Origin of the sequence: Thermocladium sp. ECH_B (assembly GCA_001516585.1) — an archaeon.
In the GTDB taxonomy this organism is placed as follows: Archaea; Thermoproteota; Thermoprotei; order Thermoproteales; family Thermocladiaceae; genus Thermocladium.
Genome location: LOBW01000025.1, coordinates 1 through 20,992 on the forward strand (window position 1 = coordinate 1; position 20,992 = coordinate 20,992).

General features: G+C 50.1%; 20 protein-coding genes, 1 tRNA gene and 1 pseudogene. 10 read left to right on the forward strand and 12 right to left on the reverse strand.

What is annotated here, in order from left to right; genetic code table 11:
- Nucleotides 1-180 precede the first annotated feature (180 nt).
- Complete coding sequence (locus AT710_04530) at nt 181-450, reverse strand: hypothetical protein (protein ID KUO92091.1); 270 nt, start codon at nt 448-450, stop codon at nt 181-183.
- Between the two features lie 41 nt (nt 451-491).
- On the opposite strand from AT710_04530, the gene AT710_04535 reads away from it, so the two are divergent.
- Nucleotides 492-791 carry a hypothetical protein gene (locus tag AT710_04535; GenBank protein ID KUO92092.1) on the forward strand — a complete coding sequence of 100 codons (300 nt, stop codon included), beginning with the start codon at nt 492-494 and terminating at the stop codon, nt 789-791.
- A 211-nt stretch (nt 792-1,002) separates the two neighbouring features.
- On the opposite strand, the gene AT710_04540 is transcribed toward AT710_04535, so the two are convergent.
- Nucleotides 1,003-1,078, reverse strand: a tRNA-Gln gene (locus tag AT710_04540).
- Nucleotides 1,079-1,258: 180 nt separating this feature from the next.
- On the opposite strand from AT710_04540, the gene AT710_04545 reads away from it, so the two are divergent.
- Complete coding sequence (locus tag AT710_04545; GenBank protein KUO92110.1) at nt 1,259-2,359, forward strand: phosphate starvation-inducible protein PhoH; 1,101 nt, start codon at nt 1,259-1,261, stop codon at nt 2,357-2,359.
- A 12-nt stretch (nt 2,360-2,371) separates the two neighbouring features.
- On the opposite strand, the gene AT710_04550 is transcribed toward AT710_04545, so the two are convergent.
- The 3 genes from AT710_04550 to AT710_04560 form a co-directional block, all read right to left on the reverse strand.
- Nucleotides 2,372-3,004: a hypothetical protein gene (locus AT710_04550; protein KUO92093.1), complete on the reverse strand. Its 633-nt coding sequence runs from the start codon at nt 3,002-3,004 to the stop codon at nt 2,372-2,374.
- Between the two features lie 146 nt (nt 3,005-3,150).
- A complete protein-coding gene (locus AT710_04555; protein KUO92094.1) occupies nt 3,151-3,921 on the reverse strand; it encodes a hypothetical protein in 771 nt (256 codons plus the stop codon).
- Nucleotides 3,922-3,983: 62 nt separating this feature from the next.
- Nucleotides 3,984-4,322, reverse strand: coding sequence for a hypothetical protein (locus AT710_04560; GenBank protein ID KUO92095.1), 339 nt, complete (start codon nt 4,320-4,322; stop codon nt 3,984-3,986).
- Nucleotides 4,323-4,656: 334 nt separating this feature from the next.
- Between AT710_04560 and AT710_04565 the strand changes: the two genes are divergently transcribed.
- Nucleotides 4,657-5,631: a hypothetical protein gene (locus AT710_04565; GenBank protein KUO92096.1), complete on the forward strand. Its 975-nt coding sequence runs from the start codon at nt 4,657-4,659 to the stop codon at nt 5,629-5,631.
- Between the two features lie 85 nt (nt 5,632-5,716).
- Here the strand turns inward: AT710_04565 and AT710_04570 are convergent, their stop codons facing one another.
- Nucleotides 5,717-6,061: a hypothetical protein gene (locus AT710_04570; GenBank protein ID KUO92097.1), complete on the reverse strand. Its 345-nt coding sequence runs from the start codon at nt 6,059-6,061 to the stop codon at nt 5,717-5,719.
- A gap of 187 nt (nt 6,062-6,248) precedes the next feature.
- On the opposite strand from AT710_04570, the gene AT710_04575 reads away from it, so the two are divergent.
- From AT710_04575 to AT710_04585, 3 genes are all read left to right on the forward strand, one after another.
- Nucleotides 6,249-6,743 carry a hypothetical protein gene (locus AT710_04575; protein ID KUO92098.1) on the forward strand — a complete coding sequence of 165 codons (495 nt, stop codon included), beginning with the start codon at nt 6,249-6,251 and terminating at the stop codon, nt 6,741-6,743.
- Nucleotides 6,744-6,989: 246 nt separating this feature from the next.
- The gene (locus tag AT710_04580) at nt 6,990-7,406 is read left to right on the forward strand and encodes a thioesterase (GenBank protein KUO92099.1); all 417 of its coding nucleotides are present in this window, start codon (nt 6,990-6,992) and stop codon (nt 7,404-7,406) included.
- A gap of 363 nt (nt 7,407-7,769) precedes the next feature.
- Nucleotides 7,770-8,138: a hypothetical protein gene (locus tag AT710_04585; protein ID KUO92100.1), complete on the forward strand. Its 369-nt coding sequence runs from the start codon at nt 7,770-7,772 to the stop codon at nt 8,136-8,138.
- Here AT710_04585 and AT710_04590 read toward each other — a convergent pair.
- From AT710_04590 to AT710_04610, 5 genes and pseudogenes are all read right to left on the reverse strand, one after another.
- Nucleotides 8,135-11,307: pseudogene (locus tag AT710_04590) on the reverse strand (carbamoyl phosphate synthase large subunit). The gene AT710_04585 and the pseudogene AT710_04590 sit on opposite strands and share 4 nt — an antisense overlap.
- Nucleotides 11,252-12,361 (reverse strand): carbamoyl-phosphate synthase small subunit, encoded by a 1,110-nt coding sequence (locus AT710_04595; protein KUO92101.1) that lies wholly within the window; start codon nt 12,359-12,361, stop codon nt 11,252-11,254. The pseudogene AT710_04590 and the gene AT710_04595 overlap by 56 nt, the downstream one beginning before the upstream one ends.
- Before the next feature lie 207 nt (nt 12,362-12,568).
- On the reverse strand, nt 12,569-13,852 hold the full coding sequence (locus AT710_04600) for a transporter (GenBank protein KUO92102.1): 1,284 nt from the start codon (nt 13,850-13,852) through the stop codon (nt 12,569-12,571).
- 108 nt (nt 13,853-13,960) lie between these two features.
- Nucleotides 13,961-14,929, reverse strand: a complete 969-nt coding sequence (locus AT710_04605; protein KUO92103.1) for a thermopsin — start codon at nt 14,927-14,929, stop codon at nt 13,961-13,963.
- A gap of 95 nt (nt 14,930-15,024) precedes the next feature.
- A complete protein-coding gene (locus AT710_04610; GenBank protein ID KUO92104.1) occupies nt 15,025-16,908 on the reverse strand; it encodes an AMP-dependent synthetase in 1,884 nt (627 codons plus the stop codon).
- A gap of 339 nt (nt 16,909-17,247) precedes the next feature.
- Between AT710_04610 and AT710_04615 the strand changes: the two genes are divergently transcribed.
- From AT710_04615 to AT710_04625, 3 genes are read left to right on the forward strand one after another with little or no spacing between them, the layout of a single operon-like run.
- On the forward strand, nt 17,248-17,751 hold the full coding sequence (locus tag AT710_04615; protein KUO92105.1) for an AsnC family transcriptional regulator: 504 nt from the start codon (nt 17,248-17,250) through the stop codon (nt 17,749-17,751).
- A 38-nt stretch (nt 17,752-17,789) separates the two neighbouring features.
- Nucleotides 17,790-18,497: a cytidyltransferase gene (locus AT710_04620; protein ID KUO92106.1), complete on the forward strand. Its 708-nt coding sequence runs from the start codon at nt 17,790-17,792 to the stop codon at nt 18,495-18,497.
- A gap of 54 nt (nt 18,498-18,551) precedes the next feature.
- Nucleotides 18,552-19,271 (forward strand): alanyl-tRNA editing protein AlaX, encoded by a 720-nt coding sequence (locus AT710_04625; GenBank protein ID KUO92107.1) that lies wholly within the window; start codon nt 18,552-18,554, stop codon nt 19,269-19,271.
- A 33-nt stretch (nt 19,272-19,304) separates the two neighbouring features.
- Here AT710_04625 and AT710_04630 read toward each other — a convergent pair whose 3' ends face one another.
- Nucleotides 19,305-20,303, reverse strand: coding sequence for a GTP1/OBG family GTP-binding protein (locus AT710_04630; protein KUO92108.1), 999 nt, complete (start codon nt 20,301-20,303; stop codon nt 19,305-19,307).
- A gap of 53 nt (nt 20,304-20,356) precedes the next feature.
- Between AT710_04630 and AT710_04635 the strand changes: the two genes are divergently transcribed.
- On the forward strand, nt 20,357-20,971 hold the full coding sequence (locus tag AT710_04635; protein KUO92109.1) for a proteasome subunit beta: 615 nt from the start codon (nt 20,357-20,359) through the stop codon (nt 20,969-20,971).
- The last annotated feature ends 21 nt before the right edge of the window (nt 20,972-20,992 follow it).

Sequence of the window (20,992 nt, forward strand, 5' to 3'; positions counted from 1 at the left end):
ATAAAAAACAATTCTTTTTAAGGATTACCCTAAATTGCCCTAAACTTATTCAGGTAACTCTTTACCCTTAGTCTCTTCAAGCATTAAGAAACATATTATTCATTATCCCATAGAGTGCTATTGCGAGCGCCTGTCCCCACCATCTTGCTATGTATTGTGTGCCGACTAATGCCGTTATTATTAGTGGTGAGGGACCCCGGCTACAGCGGTTAGGTGATACGCAGTACCCGTTGCCGTGTACCTATACGTTGGGAATAACTCAGCCCAGTAAGCTGTTTCTGCTGCATACATGAAACCATGAATTATAGCGAAGACTGCCAATGATAAGGTGGCGATTAGGAAGAAATTATGTAATGCCCTAAGCATAATTGCCAATAACACATAGGGTATTGCGTATATCGTTATGGCTATATCACCACCCATTAATACCCACCTCCTCCCCCACAACATCAGCCAGCAATGCCGCTGCAATTATTGCGAAAACCTCCACCGTGGCAGCTGAGAAACTAATCAGTGAGGCTAGGGGTAAGGCTGAGACATTCATAATACTACACGTAAACGGCCCATTCAAGGTTAATGAGGACCCTAACGCAGCCAAGGCTTTGGTCAAGGTTTTCGCATTGAGGAGGCCATTCGTTGATTTGGTGAGGCCTGGTGAGCCGATACTGACGCCTGGTGTTGTCAGTGTTGTTGCCGTCGGCCTTCTTGAACCCAACGCTCAAACCATACCCAACGCTGCCCTATCCTCATGTCAGCGTCTTCAAAGCTTATTCGACTCCATGGGCAGTTGAACCATGTGCCCGCTCCCGAATTTCGCCCCTATGGGTCACGGGCACTGTTTTAACCGGGTAACGATTCGGGCATGCCAGGAGAGCTGGGTTAAAAGGAGGACCCATCGGCATTTAACGGCCTTGTCGAACATGGTTGATATGCGTGGTCGTTCACGGTTATATGCATGGTGAATTAAAAGGAATGAAAGGAATGATGCCCAGCGTGGTTTTCTGGTAGCCGGGCCCGGATTCGAACCGGGGTCGATGGGTCCAAAGCCCACCATCCTTGGCCACTAGACGACCCGGCTTCGGGAAGTAATTATCCCCCATGCCTTTTTAATTTTAACGGGTCCAGGATATGGAGCCGATATTAGGTTTCTTTCACTGCCTTCACTACGTTCTCTTTCCTCTCGCTGAGCATTCATTTGGATATGTCTTGCGGGGAAACATTTTTAACTCATTAATGAATGGATGTGGTTAGGAAGAGAATGAAGGTGAAACCATTAACTATTGGCCAGGAGCGATTGATTAATCTCTTGGGGGATAAGGAGAACGAGATAGTTGGCGTGTTTGGCCCCAGTGGGACTGGGAAGAGCCTCCTCGTGTTGTCCTACGCCCTTGATGCCGTGATGTCAGAGAAGTATAGGAGGCTGGTCGTGATAAGGCCATTAATAGACGTCACGACTGGGCGATCCGTTGCGCCCGAATCATTGGGGGAACTCTTCTATAAGCTTTCCTCGGGGTACATAATGGATATAATGGGCGGAATAGAGGAGCCAAGCAAGGTTGAGGACCTGATGCGGAGGGGGAAAATAATGGTGACGGATATAGATTACTTAAGGGGACGCACATTCGATGAGTCGATAGTGTTCCTAGATGATGCTCAGAATGTTCCTCCCGAGAATGCTGCGGAGGTATTGGTTAGGACCGGCCGCGACTCTAGGCTAGTAATAGCCGGGGACTCAATCATTCAGAGACCCATGGGGATCGAGAGGGACGGCGCAACATTGATGCGGGAGGTACTCCTCAATGAGGAGAGGACCGCCGTAGTTGATTTGGGGATTAAGGACATAGTTAGGCCCGGCGCGAAGAGGGGCCTCAAGCTCGTCCTGGAGCTGCGTCTCAGGAAGCGTGAATTATCCAGCGATGAATCCAAGGTACTGGACGCTGTGAAGTCCGTGTCGCCGGATGCCGATATAATAACCGTTGTTGCCTTTAATGACTTGAAGCGGAAGCTAGGCATAAAGGCGGAGGCCCCGGATGCATTGATAATGGTCAAGGAGGAGAACCTCGGCAGAGTGGTTGGGAAGGGCGGGGAGAGGATAAAGGAGATAGAGAAGGAAACAGGCTTGAGGATAAGGACGGCCGAGATGACGCTTGACTTCAAGCAATGGATAAAGGCACTACACCCCGTGAGTTGGGTTAGCAAGCATGTGGCTGACGTGGATTTCGCTGGCCCTGACCTACAGGTAACCCTGAGGGGCGAGTTCGGCGCATTCATTGGACCGAGGGGGGCCTACGTCAAGTTCCTGAACGGGATATTTCATAGATTAATGGGAATTGGCGTAAATGTCGTGGAGGAGGATTAAATAATAATCGCGTTATGGTACCTCGACGTTGGCATGCATCTTCTCCAAGTCCTCCTCAGTCTTATTTAGCCTCTTCATTAACTCAGCGACCACTGAATCCAGGAAAACCATTGCCGCATCCTCGAATAATGTGCCGAGGGGCGCCAGGGGCTCATGGAGTCCCAGTATTTGCCTCGCGAAGTAATCATCGATCCTGGCCACCTTAGTCCTCCCCGGCACTATCACCACCGCATCAGCGGTCTTGGCGAGGGGGGAATCCGAGTAACTCGTTATGGCTATTATCGTTGACCTCATTTTCTTAGCGGCCTCCGCCGCCGCAATAACTAGGCTAGTGGTTCCGCTGCCGCTAATAGCCACGACCACGTCCCCATCACCTATGCTGGGGGTTATTGTCTCGCCTAGAACATATGATTTAAACCCTAAATGCATTAGCCTCATGGCGAATCCCCTCGCCACGAGGCCGGATCTACCCATGCCCACCACCACCACTTTATGGCCGCTCTTATACACGTCGATTAATTCATCCACGAACCTATTAACCTCCTCCGGCCTCAACTTATCCAGCACAGCAGTTATGAAGCCGGATATCTCTCTATACGCCTCTAGAAAGTACTTGGGAAGGGAATCCCTTTGGCTCACGTGCATACCTAAAACATGAGTTTTTAAATCTTGCCCACGAAAAGCAATGAGATTAAGCAGCATTATTATTATAAATATAGAAATGACGGAACAAACCCCTTAATAAAAATTAATCCCCACTCGCCTTTATGCATCGCTCGGCAATTAAGGAATTAAGCAATGCCTGGGCCCGGCTCCTCATTGCGGCGCTTAGGGAAGGAGCAGATGCCGCGAAGCGGGCACTCCCCGCACTTGGGGCTCCTCTTGCTGCAGTAAGCCTTGCCCACCGAGGCGAGGCCGGCGTGAATCATCTTCAATGCATACACGTCCCCGCTCACCGCGTCCTCAACGAGTTCCTCTACATCCCTTAAGCCTAGTTGAAGCCCAATCAATCTACTAAGCACTACTTGGGAGTACTTGGATGGTGGGAAAACAGGGGCGTTCGCTATGAATAATAACATGGATTTAGCAGTTTCAATCCCAATGCCCTCAATCCCCAGTAGTCGAGCCTCATTTGCTGGAGACACGAGGCCCAGTAATCCCCCGCTCCTCATGGCCTCCTCAGCGAAGGCCTTTAACCTACGTGCCTTAGTTCTATGGAAATTCACGTTAATTATCGCGCGATCAAGCTCCTCCACGCTTAATTTGGCAATGGCCTCAATGGAGGCAATGCCCTGGGCCCGGAGCCTCTTCATTACTTCAGCCACGGTTTCCCAGCGGGTTAATTGAACCAAGAATGATGAAATGGCCACTTCATCCGGCGACTCCAAGCCGCCCCACCAGGAAAACGAGCGCGCATCGCTCACCACCCATCCCTGGCTAGCCAAGAAATCGGAATTAGCCTCGAATACCCTAATCAGCCTCACAATTAAACCCCTCGCTTCGCTTCCCCTCAATCCAGAATGAGTTCCCCTGCCCTTCGCTTCGCGCCTCATCATCCTCACCCATGCATTGTCCTCGTTATGATTCCCATATTAGTTTTCAGTCTGGGGTATCCGGGCCCAAATCATTGCTCAATAGTCACGGCGTATATGGTGTATTGCCCATTAGCGATCAATTCGTTTACCTCCTCATCGCTGAGTTCCCTAGTGGGCGCCCTATTCGTAATTAATTGAAAAACTATTAGGACATCGCCGCGCCTCAGCTTCAAGCTAACCCTATTCAGCTTCGCCTCCACGCCCAGAACCCTGCTGGCGGCCCTAGCCGTGTTCTCATGCCCCATCACCGGCGTGAATCCATTCCCAAGCATTCGCCGCGCCTCCTCAACGCTTATCCTCCTCACGCCCAGGACGGCGTCCCCCTCCAGCATTTGTAGACTAAAGGCGTTCCCCAAGTAAGTTACCATGAGGCAAAGATAATTCAGCGGTTTAAATATAATAATACTCCAGCGCCCAGCCGGGGACTAGGTTCCTTCATGGAGTATAGTCCATAATGAACTCGGTAAGGAGGAGGCTCATTCTGAGAAGCAAGGAATGGCAAGGCTCGCCGGAGGCCGGAATGGAGAATCAATACGCGTCGCTCATGGGCATATCTTTAAATGGGAACCGCGGTTAACGCCTTGATTCTGCGCCGGGTGAGCGGGCTCGGTGACCCGCGACAGCGCAGGCAAAGCGGGGCGTGGGCTCCGCATCCATATTATTTTGCGATAGTTTAAAAAGGCGTGCCTTGGTAATAACTGAATGGATGCTGCTCGAGAAGTCATCATACCCGTGATCTCGGCGGCGGGTGGAGCTGGAAAAACCACCGTCACGCTTCTCCTCGCTCATTTCCTGTCAGAGAATAATTATGGCCCCATTCTAATGATGGATCTGGATCCCACGGCCGGCCTATCCCTTAGATTAATGGGGGACTCCGCGTATTACCAGTACAGCAGTGATGGCAAGACATTATCCAGGATGTTCATTGATTACCAGCAGGGAAAGAGCGTCGATTTGTTTCAATACGCTGCTCAAATTAAGGCAGTGAAGGCTAGGTTCAGCGAGGTTGAGGTAACGGAGCTCCTCTATGATGCGTACATTCTCCCGCCGGGGGAGGACTTGATGGATATATTCACTAACTTCTCGACGACGGGGGTAGGCATACCTGAGGCTCTTTGGGGGCTTCTTAGAGCCGCCAATATTTCGGCTTTCAATACTGTGATCATTGATACTGCCCCCTTCTTCGATATGAGGTACACCCTTGCTGCCGTGTATGGCTCAGAGAGGAGCCTAGTGATTGCTAGGCCCACATTAACCGATTTAGTGAGGACGAATAGAATGATACAATCAATAGACAGCAAGATGCGGCTCTATGATCCGGGCAAGACCCATCGATACTCAATTCTATTTAATTTTAATCACAACCTACTGGTTAGGGAGGCATCAACAATAGGGGAACTCGGCATTAAGGTGCTGTCGAGAAAGGGGGAAGTAACTAAGAAGGCCAAGCCGGATAATGAGCTTAAATCAATTCTGGAGAAAATGGTAAAGACGGGGAGAGGCTCCATCGATACAATAATGACGGCCCTAAGCTACTTTAAGGACTACAGCGACGAGTCATTCCCCAAGTATAAACTACCAATGGAGAGCTACGGCTCAGCATGCCATCCAATATCCCACGCCCTAAGGGAATTCGGCAGGGAAATAAGGTGCAACATAGATGTGGAGGAAATGTGACCCATCATGAACCCAGATCCCGCTCATCAATGAAGGTAACAGTATGGCTCCTCCATCATGGGTAGAATAATTGCGGCGAGCGGCTCTATTCATCAATGAAGGTAACGCCGCCCCTATGAATCACCGCTGCGGAAATATTGAGTCCCCTTAATAGATTTGGAAGATGATTCAAGTGATCACTTGGATCCGAATTAACTACATGTATGAGCCAAACCTCCCTAAACCCAAGAATCCTCTTATACACTAGCGCCTGCCCTATCCCATCATAAAACTTAGCATTAAACTTCACCTCGCACGCCCACCCATCACCGGCAACATCCACCTCCACCCCACTAATTACGACGTGATGCTGCGCCCGTAATTGGCTAGCCAAATACCTCTGTATACAGTACTCCTTCTTACACATACCCAAAGTAATCCCAGCAATCACATCATGTAGAGTAGGTGACACGTAATTGAACTCCCAAGCAACCCCAATTTATCCTTGTGGGGATAGTGAATGGCCTCCATGGGGGTGATTTCGTTGCGTGCTTCTAATTTTGCGTGTCCACTTAATGGTAACGCAAATCATAACAGCGAACAGAAAGAAATATTAAGCACCAATCACTAACACGACCATGTACAGGAGGGGGGTGTGGCCGCTTGTCGCAGCCATTATATTGACTTTAATTACTGTAGTCGCCGCCATACTCCTCTACCTCTGGTTCTCGAATTACCAATACAAGGCGCAGAGCGGGGCTCAATCAATCAATTTATTGCCGGCAGCCATAATTACCGGAGCCACCATGTACACCAATCAATCCACCACAACGGTCACCGCTATCCTGGAGAACATAGGTGATGCAAATATATCCATTGCCCAAGCAATCATTATGGATCAAGACGGAAACACGATTTGTTCAGCGACCCCCAATAATGGCTTAACGGAGCACTCACAAGCCAACATAATCACAATAAAATTCACCTGCAACCCATTACCTAACAACCAATACGAAATCAAGATAATCACAAATAACGGATTAACACTACAAGCACTAACTCAAAACAATATTGCAAACACGACAAGCACGCAAACCCAACATGGCAAGAGTGTGCATGGGCATAAGCATTGATAAAACGAACGGCAAACCTCGCCCCTTCAGGGCGGGGAGGAGGTCAGTGCCTTGTGCTCTATGATGTTAAGGTTTAAATGGGACCCCGCCCCATCACGGGTCCCCGGGTGGTTCCGGGGTCTCCGAGGCGGTTGCGTTACCTGCTTTAAGCATGGATTTAAGCTTACCCCCAATTAATTGAAAGCATGGATCCGTGATGGTGTCATTAAGTGTGAGATTTATTAGGGGGCAAGGTTGATGAGTCATATGCCGTTCATTTCCAAGTATGTTGCTTACTTATCGGATACTGATGCGGTTGGGATAGTTCACTTCGCCAATTACTTGAGGATAGTTGAGCGAGCCGAGGAGGATTTCTACAGGTCACTGGGATTACCGAATGCGTATGAATCAATGCCGCGGATAGAGGCGTTCATTAAGTATGAGTCCCCAATTCACCGCGGCGACTCCATTAGGGTGGAGCTGGAGCTTGAGGAGGCTAGGACGAGGGCCATTAGGTATAGGTTCAAGGTATTTAATGAGACAAGTGGAAAGGAAGCAGCGCACGGCTACATAGCCGCTGCCTGCGTTGAGTTAAGCAATGCTGAATTACGCGCAGTGAAGTGCCCCCAGGAAATAATTAATGCATGGAGCAATACGCGCAACCAAAGCGAGCCCCACCCCTAGGTCACTGCCCATTAAAGCAATGGGCACTACGCATTTGGGTCCATTCCTCCACCGACCTCCTCCCCGCCATTTGGCGAGGGTTACCCGAGGTCTCGTGGATTACGCCACTTTACAAGTACTACTCCTTCCCTTGGTCTCGTGGAGTCGGCTCCTCGCTCCCCATTCCCCACTGATTGAAGGGAAGCCAACTACCTCACCAACACCAGGGCTTAGGCTTTATCCCCCCAAAGGGCGAAGCTTGTCGTTCATTTTATCCGAGACTCGTTAGGACGGGATAATTTACTTATGACTGGATTGCTTGTTTGTAAATGTAGAAAATGCATTGCCCAGCATGAATTAAATTCGATGATTAGTCGAGTCGTTATGGATCCATTGCTGGCCTTAATTCCAGCCTCGGGCGCAGTCCTCATGGCGTACTATGCGCGGCAAACCATGAGGAGAATCAACGCGTGTCTCCCCGGCGTTTTTCACTGTGAAGTATTTAACTTCATAGTGCCGCGGAGAACTAGGTTGCTTCTCTCCATTGGAGCATCAATCACGTTATCTCTCCTAGCCATCTTGATAATAATGAATTACGCCGCGTTGGCTTTAGTTATTTCGATCATGGGAGTGGGGATAGGCATATATGGAATAATCCTACAGGTGAAGCACGGCGCCTACTGCATGTATTGCCTAACCACTGATGCCATACTGCTAATCACTGCCATAATGATGGCCATGAGCGTCCTCTAAACATGAACCCCAGCCCCATACTCCCCAACCTCCTTCACGCTCACCTCTATTCCCATTGCCTTAACCAACTCCATCCCCAGTTTCGCATTCAATACTAGCGGCACATTAAAATCAACGGCCGCGCGCCTCACCCTATAATCGAGGCTGCGTAGATCCCCATGCGTAATCACAAGCCCCACTCCCCCTCTCCGTATGCGTTCCGTCGCTTCCTCGGCACTTAATGCATCGGCGTCCAGGGACTCCGCGCCCCTTAATGTGACCACATCAAATCCCTGCTTCCTCAATGATTCCCCCGCCTCCCCCGTGCCGCTCCCATAAACTAGAATCGCCTCTCCCAGCCTCGGCAACCTATTGGGGGACACAGATAACCAACTCTTAAGCAATGCATCGCTGAAGCTAGTGCCGAGGCTCGCCGCCTCCCCCGTGCTCCTCATCTCGGGGCCAAGCACTGGGTAAGCGCCGCGGAGCTGTGTCCAGGAGAATTGAGGTGACTTGACTGCCCATGACTTGCTGGGCGGCTCCATGAAGTCCATCACGTCCAGCCCCCTCATTATGGCCTCCATGGATTTATGAATCAAGTTAATCCCCACGGCCTTGCTGGTGAACGGCATTGACCTGCTCGCCCTCAGGTTAAGCTCGATTATGAATGGTTCCCCATCCTTCACCATGAATTGCAGATTAAAGGGCCCCCTCACGTTGATTTCCCGCGCCAGCATGACTGCGCCCTCCTTCATGGTCCTCACGGCGGCCTCGGGAAGATTGCGCCTAGGTATTGACATCGTGGCGTCGCCGCTATGGATGCCGGCCTCCTCTATGTGCTCCAGCACCACGCCAAGCACTCCCTTCCCATCGCTTACGGCATCTATCTCGGCCTCCGCGGCGTTCTCCATGAATTTAGTGACCACTATGGGCCTTGATGTTGATGGCCTTAACCTATTGATCAGCGCCATTAATTCCTCCTCATTACTTATAATCCTCATCCATGACCCACTCAACACATAGCTCGGCCTCACTAGGACGGGGAAACCAACGCCGTCCACGAACCTCCTCAACTCGTCAATGGATGAGGCTGAGACCCATGGGGGCTGCCTCAATCCTAATTTATCCAGGAGCATGGAGAACTTCTCGCGGTTCTCGGCGGCGTCAACCCCATGCCCAACCGTGCCGAGAAGCTTGATTCCCCGCTCCTCCAATGGCTTGGCCACATTATTGCCTAATTGCCCCCCAACAAAGGTTGAAACAACGCTGAAACCCCCCTTCTCAACCACATCAAGCACGCGCTCCATGCTTACCTCATCGAAAAAGAGGTGCCCGGACACATCCCAATCCGTTGACACGGTCTCCGGATTATAATTAAGCACGGCTACTTTACTGAAGAAGCCGCGGGCAGCATTTAGGAGGGACACGACTCCCCAATCAAACTCCACTGAAACTCCAATCCTGAAAACGCCGGCCCCAAGGATCAGTAAGCCATCGCCGCCAACCAACTTCACATCATCCGCGGCCCCATTATACGTCATATACAGGTAATTAGTCGTGGCCGGCCACTCCCCGGCCAATGTATCCACCTGCTTCACGCTCGGCCGTAAACCCGCTTGCCCCCTCATCTCCGCACATCATCCTCCGTAATCCCCACGGCCCTCGCTATTTGCTCATCGCTGAAGCCAAGCCTCTTCGCCATCATCAATGCTTCGCCATCGATTCCTCTCCTCCTCATGGATTCATATGCATCCACGACCCCCTTTATCTTGCGTAGGAAGAATGTATCTATTCCAGAAGCCTCCGCCACTTCCTCGATTGTTCCTCCCTCCCTGAATGCCTTAGCGGCGTGAAGGAACCAGTATGGCCTCCGCGACCTAATGGCGTCCAGCGCCTCCCTCAGCGACTCGCTTGACTCATATACTGGGCCCCCCACCAGCCCCGGTTCCCCAATGTCCAGCATCCTAATCGCCTTCTGCATTGTCTCCTCAATGCTCCTCCCAATGCTCATCACTTCTCCAATGCTCTTCATCTCGCTTCCCAGCGAGTTCTCGACGCCATCGAACTTATCCAGGTCCCACCTAGGCATCTTAATCACGACATAATCAAGACTGGGCTCAAAGCATGAGCATGTGGATCCAGTCACCTTATTCATGACCTCGCTCAATCCATCCCCCAGCGATAACTTGGCCGCCACATAAGCCAGTGGATACCCGGTGGCCTTGCTGGCCAACGCGCTTGACCTAGACATTCTCGGGTTAGTCTCTATAATGTAATTATCATAGCTCCTCGGATCAAGCGCGAACTGAACATTGCTCTCCCCCACTAATCCAATGGCCTCGGCCACGGCCATTGATCTACGCCTCATCTCTTGATACTCATAATCATCCAGGGTTTGACAGGGAGCAATCACCACGGATTCGCCCGTATGGACCCCCATGGGATCCAGATTCTCTAGGCAAGCCACGACGACGGAATTCCCATGGGAATCCCTCACCACTTCATACTCAAGCTCCTTCCAGTGGTGAAGGTACCGCTCTATCAATACTTCATGAATGTGGCTCTGAGAAAACGCGCGATCCACGCCCCTCCTCAACTCCTCCTCGCTCCACGCAACCAGTGATCCCCTCCCGCCCAGATTAAAGCTGACCCTCATCATGACGGGGTACCCAAGCCCACGGGCGGCAGCAATCGCCTCCTCAACGCTTCTCGCCGATGCACTGGGCGGAACCGGTAACCCCACCCTCATCATTGTTTCCCTGAACCTCTCACGGCTTAGCGCCTTCTCGATGCCCTCAATTGGGGTCCCAAGAACCTTAATCCCATACCTCCCCAGAACCCCCCTCCTCTCCAACTCAACCCCAACAGTTAACGCGGTTTGCCCACCGAAGCCAATTGCCACGGCGTCGGGTCTCTCCCTCTCTATCACTTTCTCCGCGAATTCAGGGGTCACGGGAACCATGTATAGCTTATCGGCGAATCCTTTACTGGTCTGCACCGTGGCGACATTGGAATTAATGAGAATGGTCTCCAATCCCTCCTCCCTAAACGCCTTAAGCGCCTGTGACCCACTATAATCGAATTCAGCCGCCTCAGCCACCTTAATGGGGCCTGACCCCACCACGAGGACGCTCCTAATGCCCTCCACTCCTGACCACCCTAGCGAATGAGTCGAATACCCACGCGGCATCGCGGGGACCCGCCCTGGCTTCTGGATGGAATTGCGTGGTCATTATGGGCAACTCCTCATGCATTAATCCCTCCACCACGCCATCATCGGGGTTACGGAACCAAATCCTCATATTAGGCGGAACATCCTCGGGATAAACCCCATAACCATGATTATGCGTTGTAACGAAGCATGACTTTGTTTCCTCCTCAATGACTGGCTTATTAATGGCTCTATGCCCAAACCTCATCTTCCTCACGCGTCCACCCATGGCCAGCGCCGCGACTTGATGGCCTAGGCAAATCCCGAGAATGGGGATATGCTCCTCAGCCAAGCCGCGAAAAGTCTCCACTAGGCCGGAGAGCAGGTTGGGATTCCCGGGGCCATTGCTGAATATGATTCCCCTCGGCCTTAACTTAAGCACGTCCTCCGGGGATGATTTACATGGAACCCTCACTACCTGAAACCCCCTCGCCAGTAATTCGCGTAGTATTCCATGCTTAACGCCGCAATCCACGACAACCAACACATCGCTGCCTCCCCCATGCACTATTACTCCCCGCGGAGAAGTTTGCTCAGTGAAGTCCACATCATCGTAGCGCCACCTCATGTCTGGATCCCCATCCCTCCCCGATGAGATTGTGCCCATCATGGAGCCAACCATGCGCAGCTTCCGCACCAGCATCCTAGTATCCACGCCTGAGACGCCGGGCACGCCCTGGCTGGAGAGCCATTGATGAAGAGACGCCGCCGCGTTCCACTTGCTTGGCTCTGTCTCCTCGGCCACTATAACGCCCTCTACCTGTATCCTCTCTGACTCCATGTTGAGAAGCACGCCATCCATCCACTTGGGCTCCGGTACGCCGTAATTCCCAATAAGTGGGTGAGTGAATACGAGTATTTGTCCCTTATAGGATGGATCCGTTAAGGCCTCCACATAGCCATTCATGGCCGTCGTGAAGACGACTTCGCCCACCCTAGTTCCCTCGGCGCCGAAGCCGCATCCCTCCAGGTAAGTGCCGTCCTCCAGATGAATAGAGCCCCTGCGGCCCCGGCGGCAGAGCGAGGGATTCATCGCGTTCGTCTAGGAATTGATCTGTATGAGCTCGAGCATTGGTTCGATTCTTTTATTGCCGCCATTTTTATGTGAATCAAGGGATTCAACTAACCCCCACCAGCAATCCTCGTCGCAGCCGCTATATAAACTATGCGTCCGCATCCGGATAATACCAAGAATATATACAATTTATTTAGCCATGAAGGCCGGGGCACCAGTGATTGATCAATTGATTTCCATTCCCTTGGTCTCCCTAGATAATGCGGCCGATGCAAGTATTAATGCCTCGCCGATCATTATGAAGATGCCCCAATACACGTAGAAATCGCTGCTTTGAATGGATGATAATAGCAATAGGAGGGCCGTGCTCCAATTCCCAACTATGAAGCCTCCATTAAATGAGAAACCAACCCCAGTGCTCCTAATGCTTGTCGGGAACTTCTCCGCCAGGAAAGCCGGTATTACTCCATATACCCCAGTAGTTAGGAATGCAATAACGCTAGCAGTAATTACCGCGCCGTAGAATCCATATGCGTGCCCCAGCAACAAGCGAGTTAGAGGTATGGCAGCAATTATGGCTAGGGTAGAGTAGATCACCATGGTCAGTCTCCGCCCAATCCTATCGCTGGCGAAGCCGGCAACCACGTACCCAAGCAATGAGATCAATATGGCTATTATAACCACGTACAGGAAGTAGGGGAACTGCATGAATCCATGAAGCGATAAAATGGTAGGGAAGAATCCAAGGGTTAAGCCGTAAACCCATGCGATCCCCGTCATGGCAAGTATGCCCGTTAATGCGCCAATTGCATACTCCTTGGTCCTAAGTATTGTTGTAAACGGTGCCTTACTGGCCCCCTTCTCCCTAACGGTGCGTTCCCAAAGGCTTGATTCAGGCATTGAGAGCCTAATTATTAAGCCAATTATGGCCGGTATTATGCCTATCCAAAACATCACTCTCCACCCAATCAATGCGAAGCGTGGACCCACTATTACGTAATGAAGCGCCAAGTAAGTCAATGCAGCTAATGTGTAACCAATGGGGTAACCACTCTGCAGCAACGCGCCCCAGAATCCCCTCACTTGCTTATCCACGTTCTCAACAAGTATTGCGGCGCTATTTCCATACTCGCCGCCCGCAAATGTGCCCGTAACCGCCCTCAGGATGAATAACGAGAGCGGTGCTAATGCGCCGACCTCGGCGTATGTGGGGAGAAAGCCAGTAATGAATACGGCCAATCCAAGCCCCGTTAACGTAATCATCATGGTGGCCCTCCTGCCTATTTTATCGCCTAATCTACCGAATAATACTCCCCCAATGGGTCTGAAAATGAAAGTAGTGGTGTAAATACTCCACGTCCCCACGAGTGCCAAGCCATACTTAGCCGGGAAGAAGGCATCCGCCATCGCCGGCACCAGGAGAAACATCATGCTTAGATCAAATGCATCCATGACCCATCCAGCCAATGATCCAATATAGATCCTCCGTAATTGAGTGTATTCCAGCATAGAAAACGGCAATTAATTTATCCTTTAAAGTTTAGATGCCGATTTGGGGAACGAGGTCAATAAAAAATAATATTGATTTTTTATTTTTTTATCCTTAATTTTTTATCCTTACCATAGTTCATGGAAGTACTCGGTTCCGACCCCTAGGTTAGCGGCGTAGTTGAAGCCGGAGTCGCTTGTCTTATAGACGTTCTCCGCGGTGTTCGCGCCATAATCAAAGGCGTGGGGCACGCTGACTAGTTTCCCGCTGGATAGGTACTGGAGCGTATACGTTGCATTATATGTCACCGGCATTGCGCTGCTGCCGCCTCCGGGGCCACCGGTAACTAACTCCGCATCGGCATATAACCCGCTTGGCAATAAATTGTACCCGTTCACGGTGTATGTCGCTGATGTTGACTTTACCTTTATGGTGACTGTATCGTACTTGACTATTTTNCCGCCATACACGAAGTAGAAATTAATGGTTGGGTATCCATTAACTAACCCAACCGTTACGAATAGGGATACGCCTAGTGGATAACTATAGGTTATCGTCGATGGGTACTGATAGGCGTAGTAAGTGTATCCCTGGTACGTGTATACCTTCCCGTTCCCGCTGACCAGTTTCCTATTCAAATTAGCGCTGCTGGTGGTTAGGTTCCAAATATTATCAACAATGTTTAATTGATTTGTGGCCGTATTTATCACTGCCACGTCCTGTACCCAGAGATACCTGCTTGAGCCTCCAGAAGTATAATTGAGCACAACGTTTAACTGAATCGAGTAACTATGGGGAGCAGTTGAACTATTGGAGTCAAAGTACGCGTTATAAATGGTGAAGTTGCCCATGAATTCATCACTTGAATACGAGTATGCCACGGTGGTGGAGCCGCTTTGGTAAGCGCCATAATCGGTCACGCCCACTGGAGCATGGTCCCCATTATACCAGCTTGGGGGAAGCGTTACCTGGTACTTAACGTGGGGCGGCCTAACCGGTGGAAACGCCGGCGAAGCCTTCTCCGTATTGATTGATACAGCGACAGCCAGCACCATGAGTAGTAGGGCTGTCGCTACTAGGTACTTGTATTTGGACATATCACTAGGGTTTATTTAGTACTTTTTATAAGCATTATCGTTAAAATGCAATATTGCCATGTGGGGCATCCATAATTGTATTATATAGAACCGGCCTAGCCATTAATACTCCGCTTAACTGCGTTCCTGATTTCCTCCACCGCCTCAGGATTATCTAGTGCAGATACATCCCCCGGATTCTGGCCCAGGTAAATCGCTCGTATTATTCTTCGCATTATCTTCGCGTTCCGCGTCTTGGGGAGGGCCTTAACGAACACCACGTCGCGGGGCGTGAATGCCTTGCCCATGGCATCCCCCACCTCCCTCAATATTTTCCTCCTCAACTCATCTAATTCATTCCATTGGCGAGGAACGGCGAAGCACATCACTGCCTCTCCCTTTAACTCATCGGGTACTCCTATACATGCCGATTCAACGATGGCTGGATCGGAGTTAATTATGGTCTCGATCTCCGCTGGTCCCAATCTCTTCCCCGCTACCTTTATCGTGTCATCGATCCTCCCAACTATGTATATGTAGCCCTCCTCATCATACATCGCTCCATCGCCGTGACTCCACACTCCATCTATCTTTCTCCAATAGGTCTCCAAGTACCTCTCAGGATCGCGCCAGAATCCCCTCGTCATGCCGGGCCACACCGATAATATGGATAATTCCCCCTCGGTATTGGGCGGCACCTGTCTCCCCTCTGAATCTAGGATAGCCACGTTAATGCCTGGACTAGCTCCATTAAATGAGGATGGCTTTATCGGCTTCACTACGTAGCAGCCAACTATGCCGCCTGAAACCTCGGTGCCTCCACTATAATTAATTATGGGTGCCTCGCCTCGCCCAGCTTCATATAGCCATACCCAGCTCTCCAAGTCAATTGGTTCCCCGGTATTGCCGAATGCCTTAATGGGGCCCACGCTCGGCTTGGATCCCTCAGCCCTAAGTAGCCGTATCAATGTTGCTGAGAGGCCCAGTATATTGACGTTGTTCTCCTCAATGAATTCCCATAACCTATTCGGGCTTGGGTAATCCGGGACGCCCTCGAAGAGGGCTATGGATCCATGAAGCAAGTAACCGCCGAAAATCATCCATGGCCCCATCATCCAGCCCAAGTCGGTGACCCACATCAAGGTATCCCCCCTCTTCATGTCGAACTGGAAATATATATCGGCAGCCGCCTTTATGGGGAATCCATCATGCGTATGAACAGTTCCCTTCGGTTTCCCCGTGGTGCCGGAGGTGTAGAGTATCATTAATGGATCCTCAGCCCCGGTCTCCTCAACATGATCCCCGCCGGTCCTCATTACTTCCCCCATATCCACGTAATTATCTAATTGCTTCCCAGACCTATTCAGGATCACGACCTTAGCTGTGCTGGGGATGCCATTCTTGAGTTCCTCAATCATATCCACTTGCTTCCCCTTCCTAATGGAGGAGTCCGAGGCGAAGACGAATTTAGCTTCGGCATCCTCCAACCTAGTTCTTATTGCTCCCCTACCGAATCCGCTGAAGAGCGGCACCACTATTCCTCCGGCCCTTATTATTCCGAGGAATACAGGCACTATTTCCGGAATCATAGGCATATAGATGCCTACTCTATCTCCTCGCCTCAATCCATTCCTATGCAGCCAACTACTCACTGCCCTCGCCCTGTAGAGCACGTATGAGTAAGACCATTGAATCGAGTCGCCCGCTTCATTTCCCCACTTGACCAGGATATCGGATCCCTCCGGCAACTGATCAGCTATATTTAACCCGCCATTAATGAACCACTTGGCCCATGGCTTGCCCAGCGATAGGTCAAGCACCTTAGTATAGGGTCTGCTCCACCGTACTCCAATTATTCTCGTAAATGCTTCCCAGAACCACTCAGGCCTCTCGTGTGTCGATTTGATGAATTCATCGAGGCTCCCTTGTCCGTTCTCGTTCATGAATCTAGCCACATTACTTTCTGTCAAGTTATCTTTACTAGGCCTCCATATATTCATAATATATTATAGCAAATAACTCCTTTAAAATATTATGTTATTTTGTGGTAAAAACATATACCTCCACATCGCATAACTAGTTATCCTCCAATGGTGGATGAGCGATGTGCGTAATGAATGGTTTCCCCGCATGAATCCTCGGCGGCCTAGTCTAAGTTGCGTAACCTTTTTAAGGCCTTCATTAGGACTTGATTAATTATATCAAGTGTAGCAAGAAATCCTCTCCTCATTATAAGTATGGNGCCTCTCTTAAAAGATAATGGTAAGTATTTATGGCTGTGTTTCACTAGAAACAATAAGTATTTATACTGGTTTGTTATGTAGTTTTTCAAGATAAGTATGGCAGTGCAGAGAACGTATGAATTAACCCCGGCCGAAATAGAGAGGGAGTTAACGGAGAGACAGATCCAGATACTCCAGTACCTACTAAAGAGGGCTCAACCCCTCAAGGTATATACGGTGTATGCGGATCAAGATGAAATAGCGAGGGACCTAGGCATGACCAGGCAAGCCCTCAGCGTTCATTTAAAGAAGTTGAAGGACCTGGGGCTGATACGGACGGGAAGGGAATTCGTCGACATAACTGAGAAGACTCTAAAGGTGCTTAAGCTAAGCACGGCGGAGGCCGTGGTCATGATAAAGGCCACGCCGAAATATAGGCCTCAAGTCTATGAGAAGGTCAAGGAGTTACCCGTTGAGAAGGCCTATAGGGTCTCAGGCGAGTATGACTTAATACTAATAACTAGGGAGGCGCATGTGAATGACTTGCTGCGAGTGCTGAGCACAATGGAGGGAGTGGAGGACACGAAGACCTTCATATCGCTTGAAGTAATAAAGGAGTAGGGGCAACTTTAAAACCTCATTATATTAAGCCAACGTAAATGAATGCTGGGGATATTGAGTCACGTGCCTTAATTTACATCAGAAATGTCGAGCAAGCACTAAATCAATTAGGGGCAATCAACAATGAGGAAGCACGCAACGTTATAGATGCCGCACGTGCTTACTTGAAGGATAGCAAGCATTATTTTAAGGTTGGCGATTATGCCACGGCAATCTCAACAGCCTCCTATGCGGAGGGATTATTAGATGCATTGAGGATGCTCGGGATAATAGATGTGAAGTGGCTGCTTCCCAATCAGCTCACTGGACTAGCTAAGTCCAAGGTTTTCGTGGCGGGCACGTTTGACTTGCTTCATCCAGGTCATGTCCTGTACCTAAAACAGGCATGGGAATTAGGCAGAGTCATAGCCGTAGTGTCAAGGGACTCCACTGTTGAGCGCATTAAGAGGAGGCGACCCATTGTTCCAGAGGAGCAGCGGGCATTCATGGTTGGCTCAATAGAGTATGTGGAGAGGTCCAGGGTTGGGTATGAGGGGGATATGTTCAGGGTCGTGGAGGAGGAGGCTCCAGACATCATTCTGCTGGGGCCCAATCAGCCCTTTGATGAGGTCCAGGTAATGCATGAATTAGAGAAGAGGGGAATAAGGGCTAGAGTGCTTAGGGCCAGGGAGGAGGCGACTTGCGAGTTATGCAGCACAACAAGGATAATACAGAGAATTTTATCCCTCAATAATACTACTCCATAGTATTACTACAGGCGGCCAGTTAAGTATTTATTTAGCCTCATTATTAATAATTCCATGGCTACTATTCACCTATATCAGAAGGATAGTTACTTGAGGGAAACGGAGGCTAGGGTGGTGGCTGTGGATGGTAGAAACTTGGTGCTTGACTCCACCATAATTCACCCAACCAGCGGCGGGGTTGTTCATGACACTGGGAAAATCATTGGGAGGGAGGAGTACTCGGTAATCGATGCCATTCACGATAAGGAAAAAGATGTGGTTATTCATGTGCTGGATAGGGAGCCCAAGTTATCTCCACTAGATAAGGTGCGAATTAAGCTGGATTGGGAGAGGAGGTACCGCTTAATGAGGCTCCACACCGCCTCCCATATAATCGCGTCGATAATGTACACCAAGTATAATGCATTGATAACGGGGGGAACCATAGAGCCCGAGTACGCCAAGGATGATTTCGGGGTGGATAAGCTGGATAAGGAGGAGGCTCAGGGAGTCATAGATACCGCCAACGCCATATTGAAGAGGGGGCTGGAGGTCAGGGTTTATTGGTTGCCTCGTGAGGAGGCCATTAAGATACCGGGCATAGTTAAGCTAGCTAATAGGTTGCCTCCGGGAAGCGGCGATAAGTTGAGGATAGTTGAGATACCGGGCATAGATATACAAGCGGATGGGGGGCCCCACGTTAAGAATACGGAGGAGATAGGCATGATTGAGCTAATTAAGGTGGAGAATCGTGGGAAAGGCAGGAAAAGAATGTATTACACTGTCAATCCCTAACTTCGAATAGAGGCATTGAGAAATTACGAGTCATCATTGTGAAGGAATGAGCTTGGGCAATATGTATTTTTCAATTAAATCATCCCTTAACTCCTTGGTGCCTAGGCACTTTGCCGCCGCCNCTCTATAAGTTGGTTCATGTATTGTGGACTCAATNACCTTCACCTCGGCCTCCGTCGCGATATCAACCTTATTTATTGCAACAACTAGGGGCACCTTAAATGCCGTCCTAACCTCGTTGAGTAGGTTTAATTGATTATCAATGGTGTTTCCGCTATGGGGAGTGGGGTCCATGACCATTATTATGACATGCGCCAAGTGTCTCATGGCTAATATTGCTTGGAGCTCAATGTTATTCCTCTCGCTGAGGGGCCTATCCAGGAGGCCCGGCGTATCCAGCACCTGCACCGCGGAGTCGCCGAATAACTTGATGTGGCCCACGATTATTTTCTTAGTTGTGAACGGGTAATCAGCTATCTCGGGCTTAGCCGTGGNTATGCAGTTAACTAGGCTGCTCTTGCCCGTGTTCGGCATTCCGGCCACCACTATAGTTGGAAGCGATGCATTTATGCTTGGCATTGATTTAATGCGGGGAGCCACTAGCCTAAGCAGCTCCATGTCTCTCGATAAGTCATTGATTAGATCCATCATCCTAGCCAGATATGCTCTCCTCGCCCTAATTATGTCCCCCCTATTGGCCGCTGCCTTAATCATCATCAAGCTCTCCCTCCGTATTGACTTAACTGCCCGGGAGGCATTGAATATCTTTGAGAGGGAGTGCCTATAATCCTCCTCCCTGATCTCCAGGAGAAGTAGTTCCCTATAGAATGGGTGTAGATCCTTGAGGAACGGCATTGAGAGCGCGATGTCTCGAAGCCTGGTTGAGACGTAGTCGGATGATTTCTTTATCCTCACGGCCTCTAGATTGCGCATTGCTTCCATGCCTCGCCTCTTGTATCGAGCCTCGGCCGTCTTGTATCTATCCATGAATGTATTCAGCAATTCCCTTGCTGATGGAATGTTCATCGACATGTAAAATGAATTGAGGCCCTAAATTTAAATACATTTACTTAAACGGTATATGCATGAGCGAGTACGAGATAATAACCGGCACATCGGTGGGCGTGAAGGCCAGCGATGGCGTTGTGCTGGCGTCCGAGAAGAGAATAGCTTATGGCTTCTACCTGCTAAGTAAGTCCGGCAAGAAGCTGTTCAAGGTCACTGATAAGGTAGGCATGGTGTCTTCAGGCGTCTTGGCTGATATGCAGGTGATTTCCAAATTAATTAGGGCTAACATAACTATGCATGAAATGGAGGCGAAGAAGCCGGCATCGACTAGGGCCGTGGCTAAGTTGCTTAGCCAAGTCTTGTTCCAGAGCAGGTACATGCCGTTCCTGGTGGAGGTCATGGTGGGCGGAGTGGATGAGTCTGGCCCCCACCTAATAGTGCTGGATGCCGCTGGCGCATTAATAGAGGATGATTTCGCAGCCCTCGGCACCGGCGCCAGGACCGCGATAGGCATTATAGAGACCAGTTACAAGCAGGGGATAAGCGTTAATGATGCCAGGATGATAGCGATAAACGCGGTTAGGGAGGCCAGTTATAGGGATGCTGTTTCGGGCGATGGAGTTGATTTAATGACTATAACCAAGGATGGGATACGTGAGGAGACCGTGCCCATAGCCCAACCAGCTAAGTAGTGGGCTTCTCTATCCACCTAT

Coding starts and splice junctions, on each gene's coding strand:
- AT710_04530 (KUO92091.1), bottom strand. CDS start 450: ATGTTGTGGGGGAGGAGGTGGGTATTAATGGGTGGTGATATAGCCATA.
- AT710_04545 (KUO92110.1), top strand. CDS start 1,259: ATGAAGGTGAAACCATTAACTATTGGCCAGGAGCGATTGATTAATCTC.
- AT710_04550 (KUO92093.1), bottom strand. CDS start 3,004: ATGCACGTGAGCCAAAGGGATTCCCTTCCCAAGTACTTTCTAGAGGCG.
- AT710_04560 (KUO92095.1), bottom strand. CDS start 4,322: ATGGTAACTTACTTGGGGAACGCCTTTAGTCTACAAATGCTGGAGGGG.
- AT710_04565 (KUO92096.1), top strand. CDS start 4,657: ATGGATGCTGCTCGAGAAGTCATCATACCCGTGATCTCGGCGGCGGGT.
- AT710_04575 (KUO92098.1), top strand. CDS start 6,249: ATGTACAGGAGGGGGGTGTGGCCGCTTGTCGCAGCCATTATATTGACT.
- AT710_04580 (KUO92099.1), top strand. CDS start 6,990: ATGCCGTTCATTTCCAAGTATGTTGCTTACTTATCGGATACTGATGCG.
- AT710_04585 (KUO92100.1), top strand. CDS start 7,770: ATGGATCCATTGCTGGCCTTAATTCCAGCCTCGGGCGCAGTCCTCATG.
- AT710_04595 (KUO92101.1), bottom strand. CDS start 12,361: ATGAATCCCTCGCTCTGCCGCCGGGGCCGCAGGGGCTCTATTCATCTG.
- AT710_04600 (KUO92102.1), bottom strand. CDS start 13,852: ATGCTGGAATACACTCAATTACGGAGGATCTATATTGGATCATTGGCT.
- AT710_04610 (KUO92104.1), bottom strand. CDS start 16,908: ATGAATATATGGAGGCCTAGTAAAGATAACTTGACAGAAAGTAATGTG.
- AT710_04615 (KUO92105.1), top strand. CDS start 17,248: ATGGCAGTGCAGAGAACGTATGAATTAACCCCGGCCGAAATAGAGAGG.
- AT710_04620 (KUO92106.1), top strand. CDS start 17,790: ATGAATGCTGGGGATATTGAGTCACGTGCCTTAATTTACATCAGAAAT.
- AT710_04625 (KUO92107.1), top strand. CDS start 18,552: ATGGCTACTATTCACCTATATCAGAAGGATAGTTACTTGAGGGAAACG.
- AT710_04635 (KUO92109.1), top strand. CDS start 20,357: ATGAGCGAGTACGAGATAATAACCGGCACATCGGTGGGCGTGAAGGCC.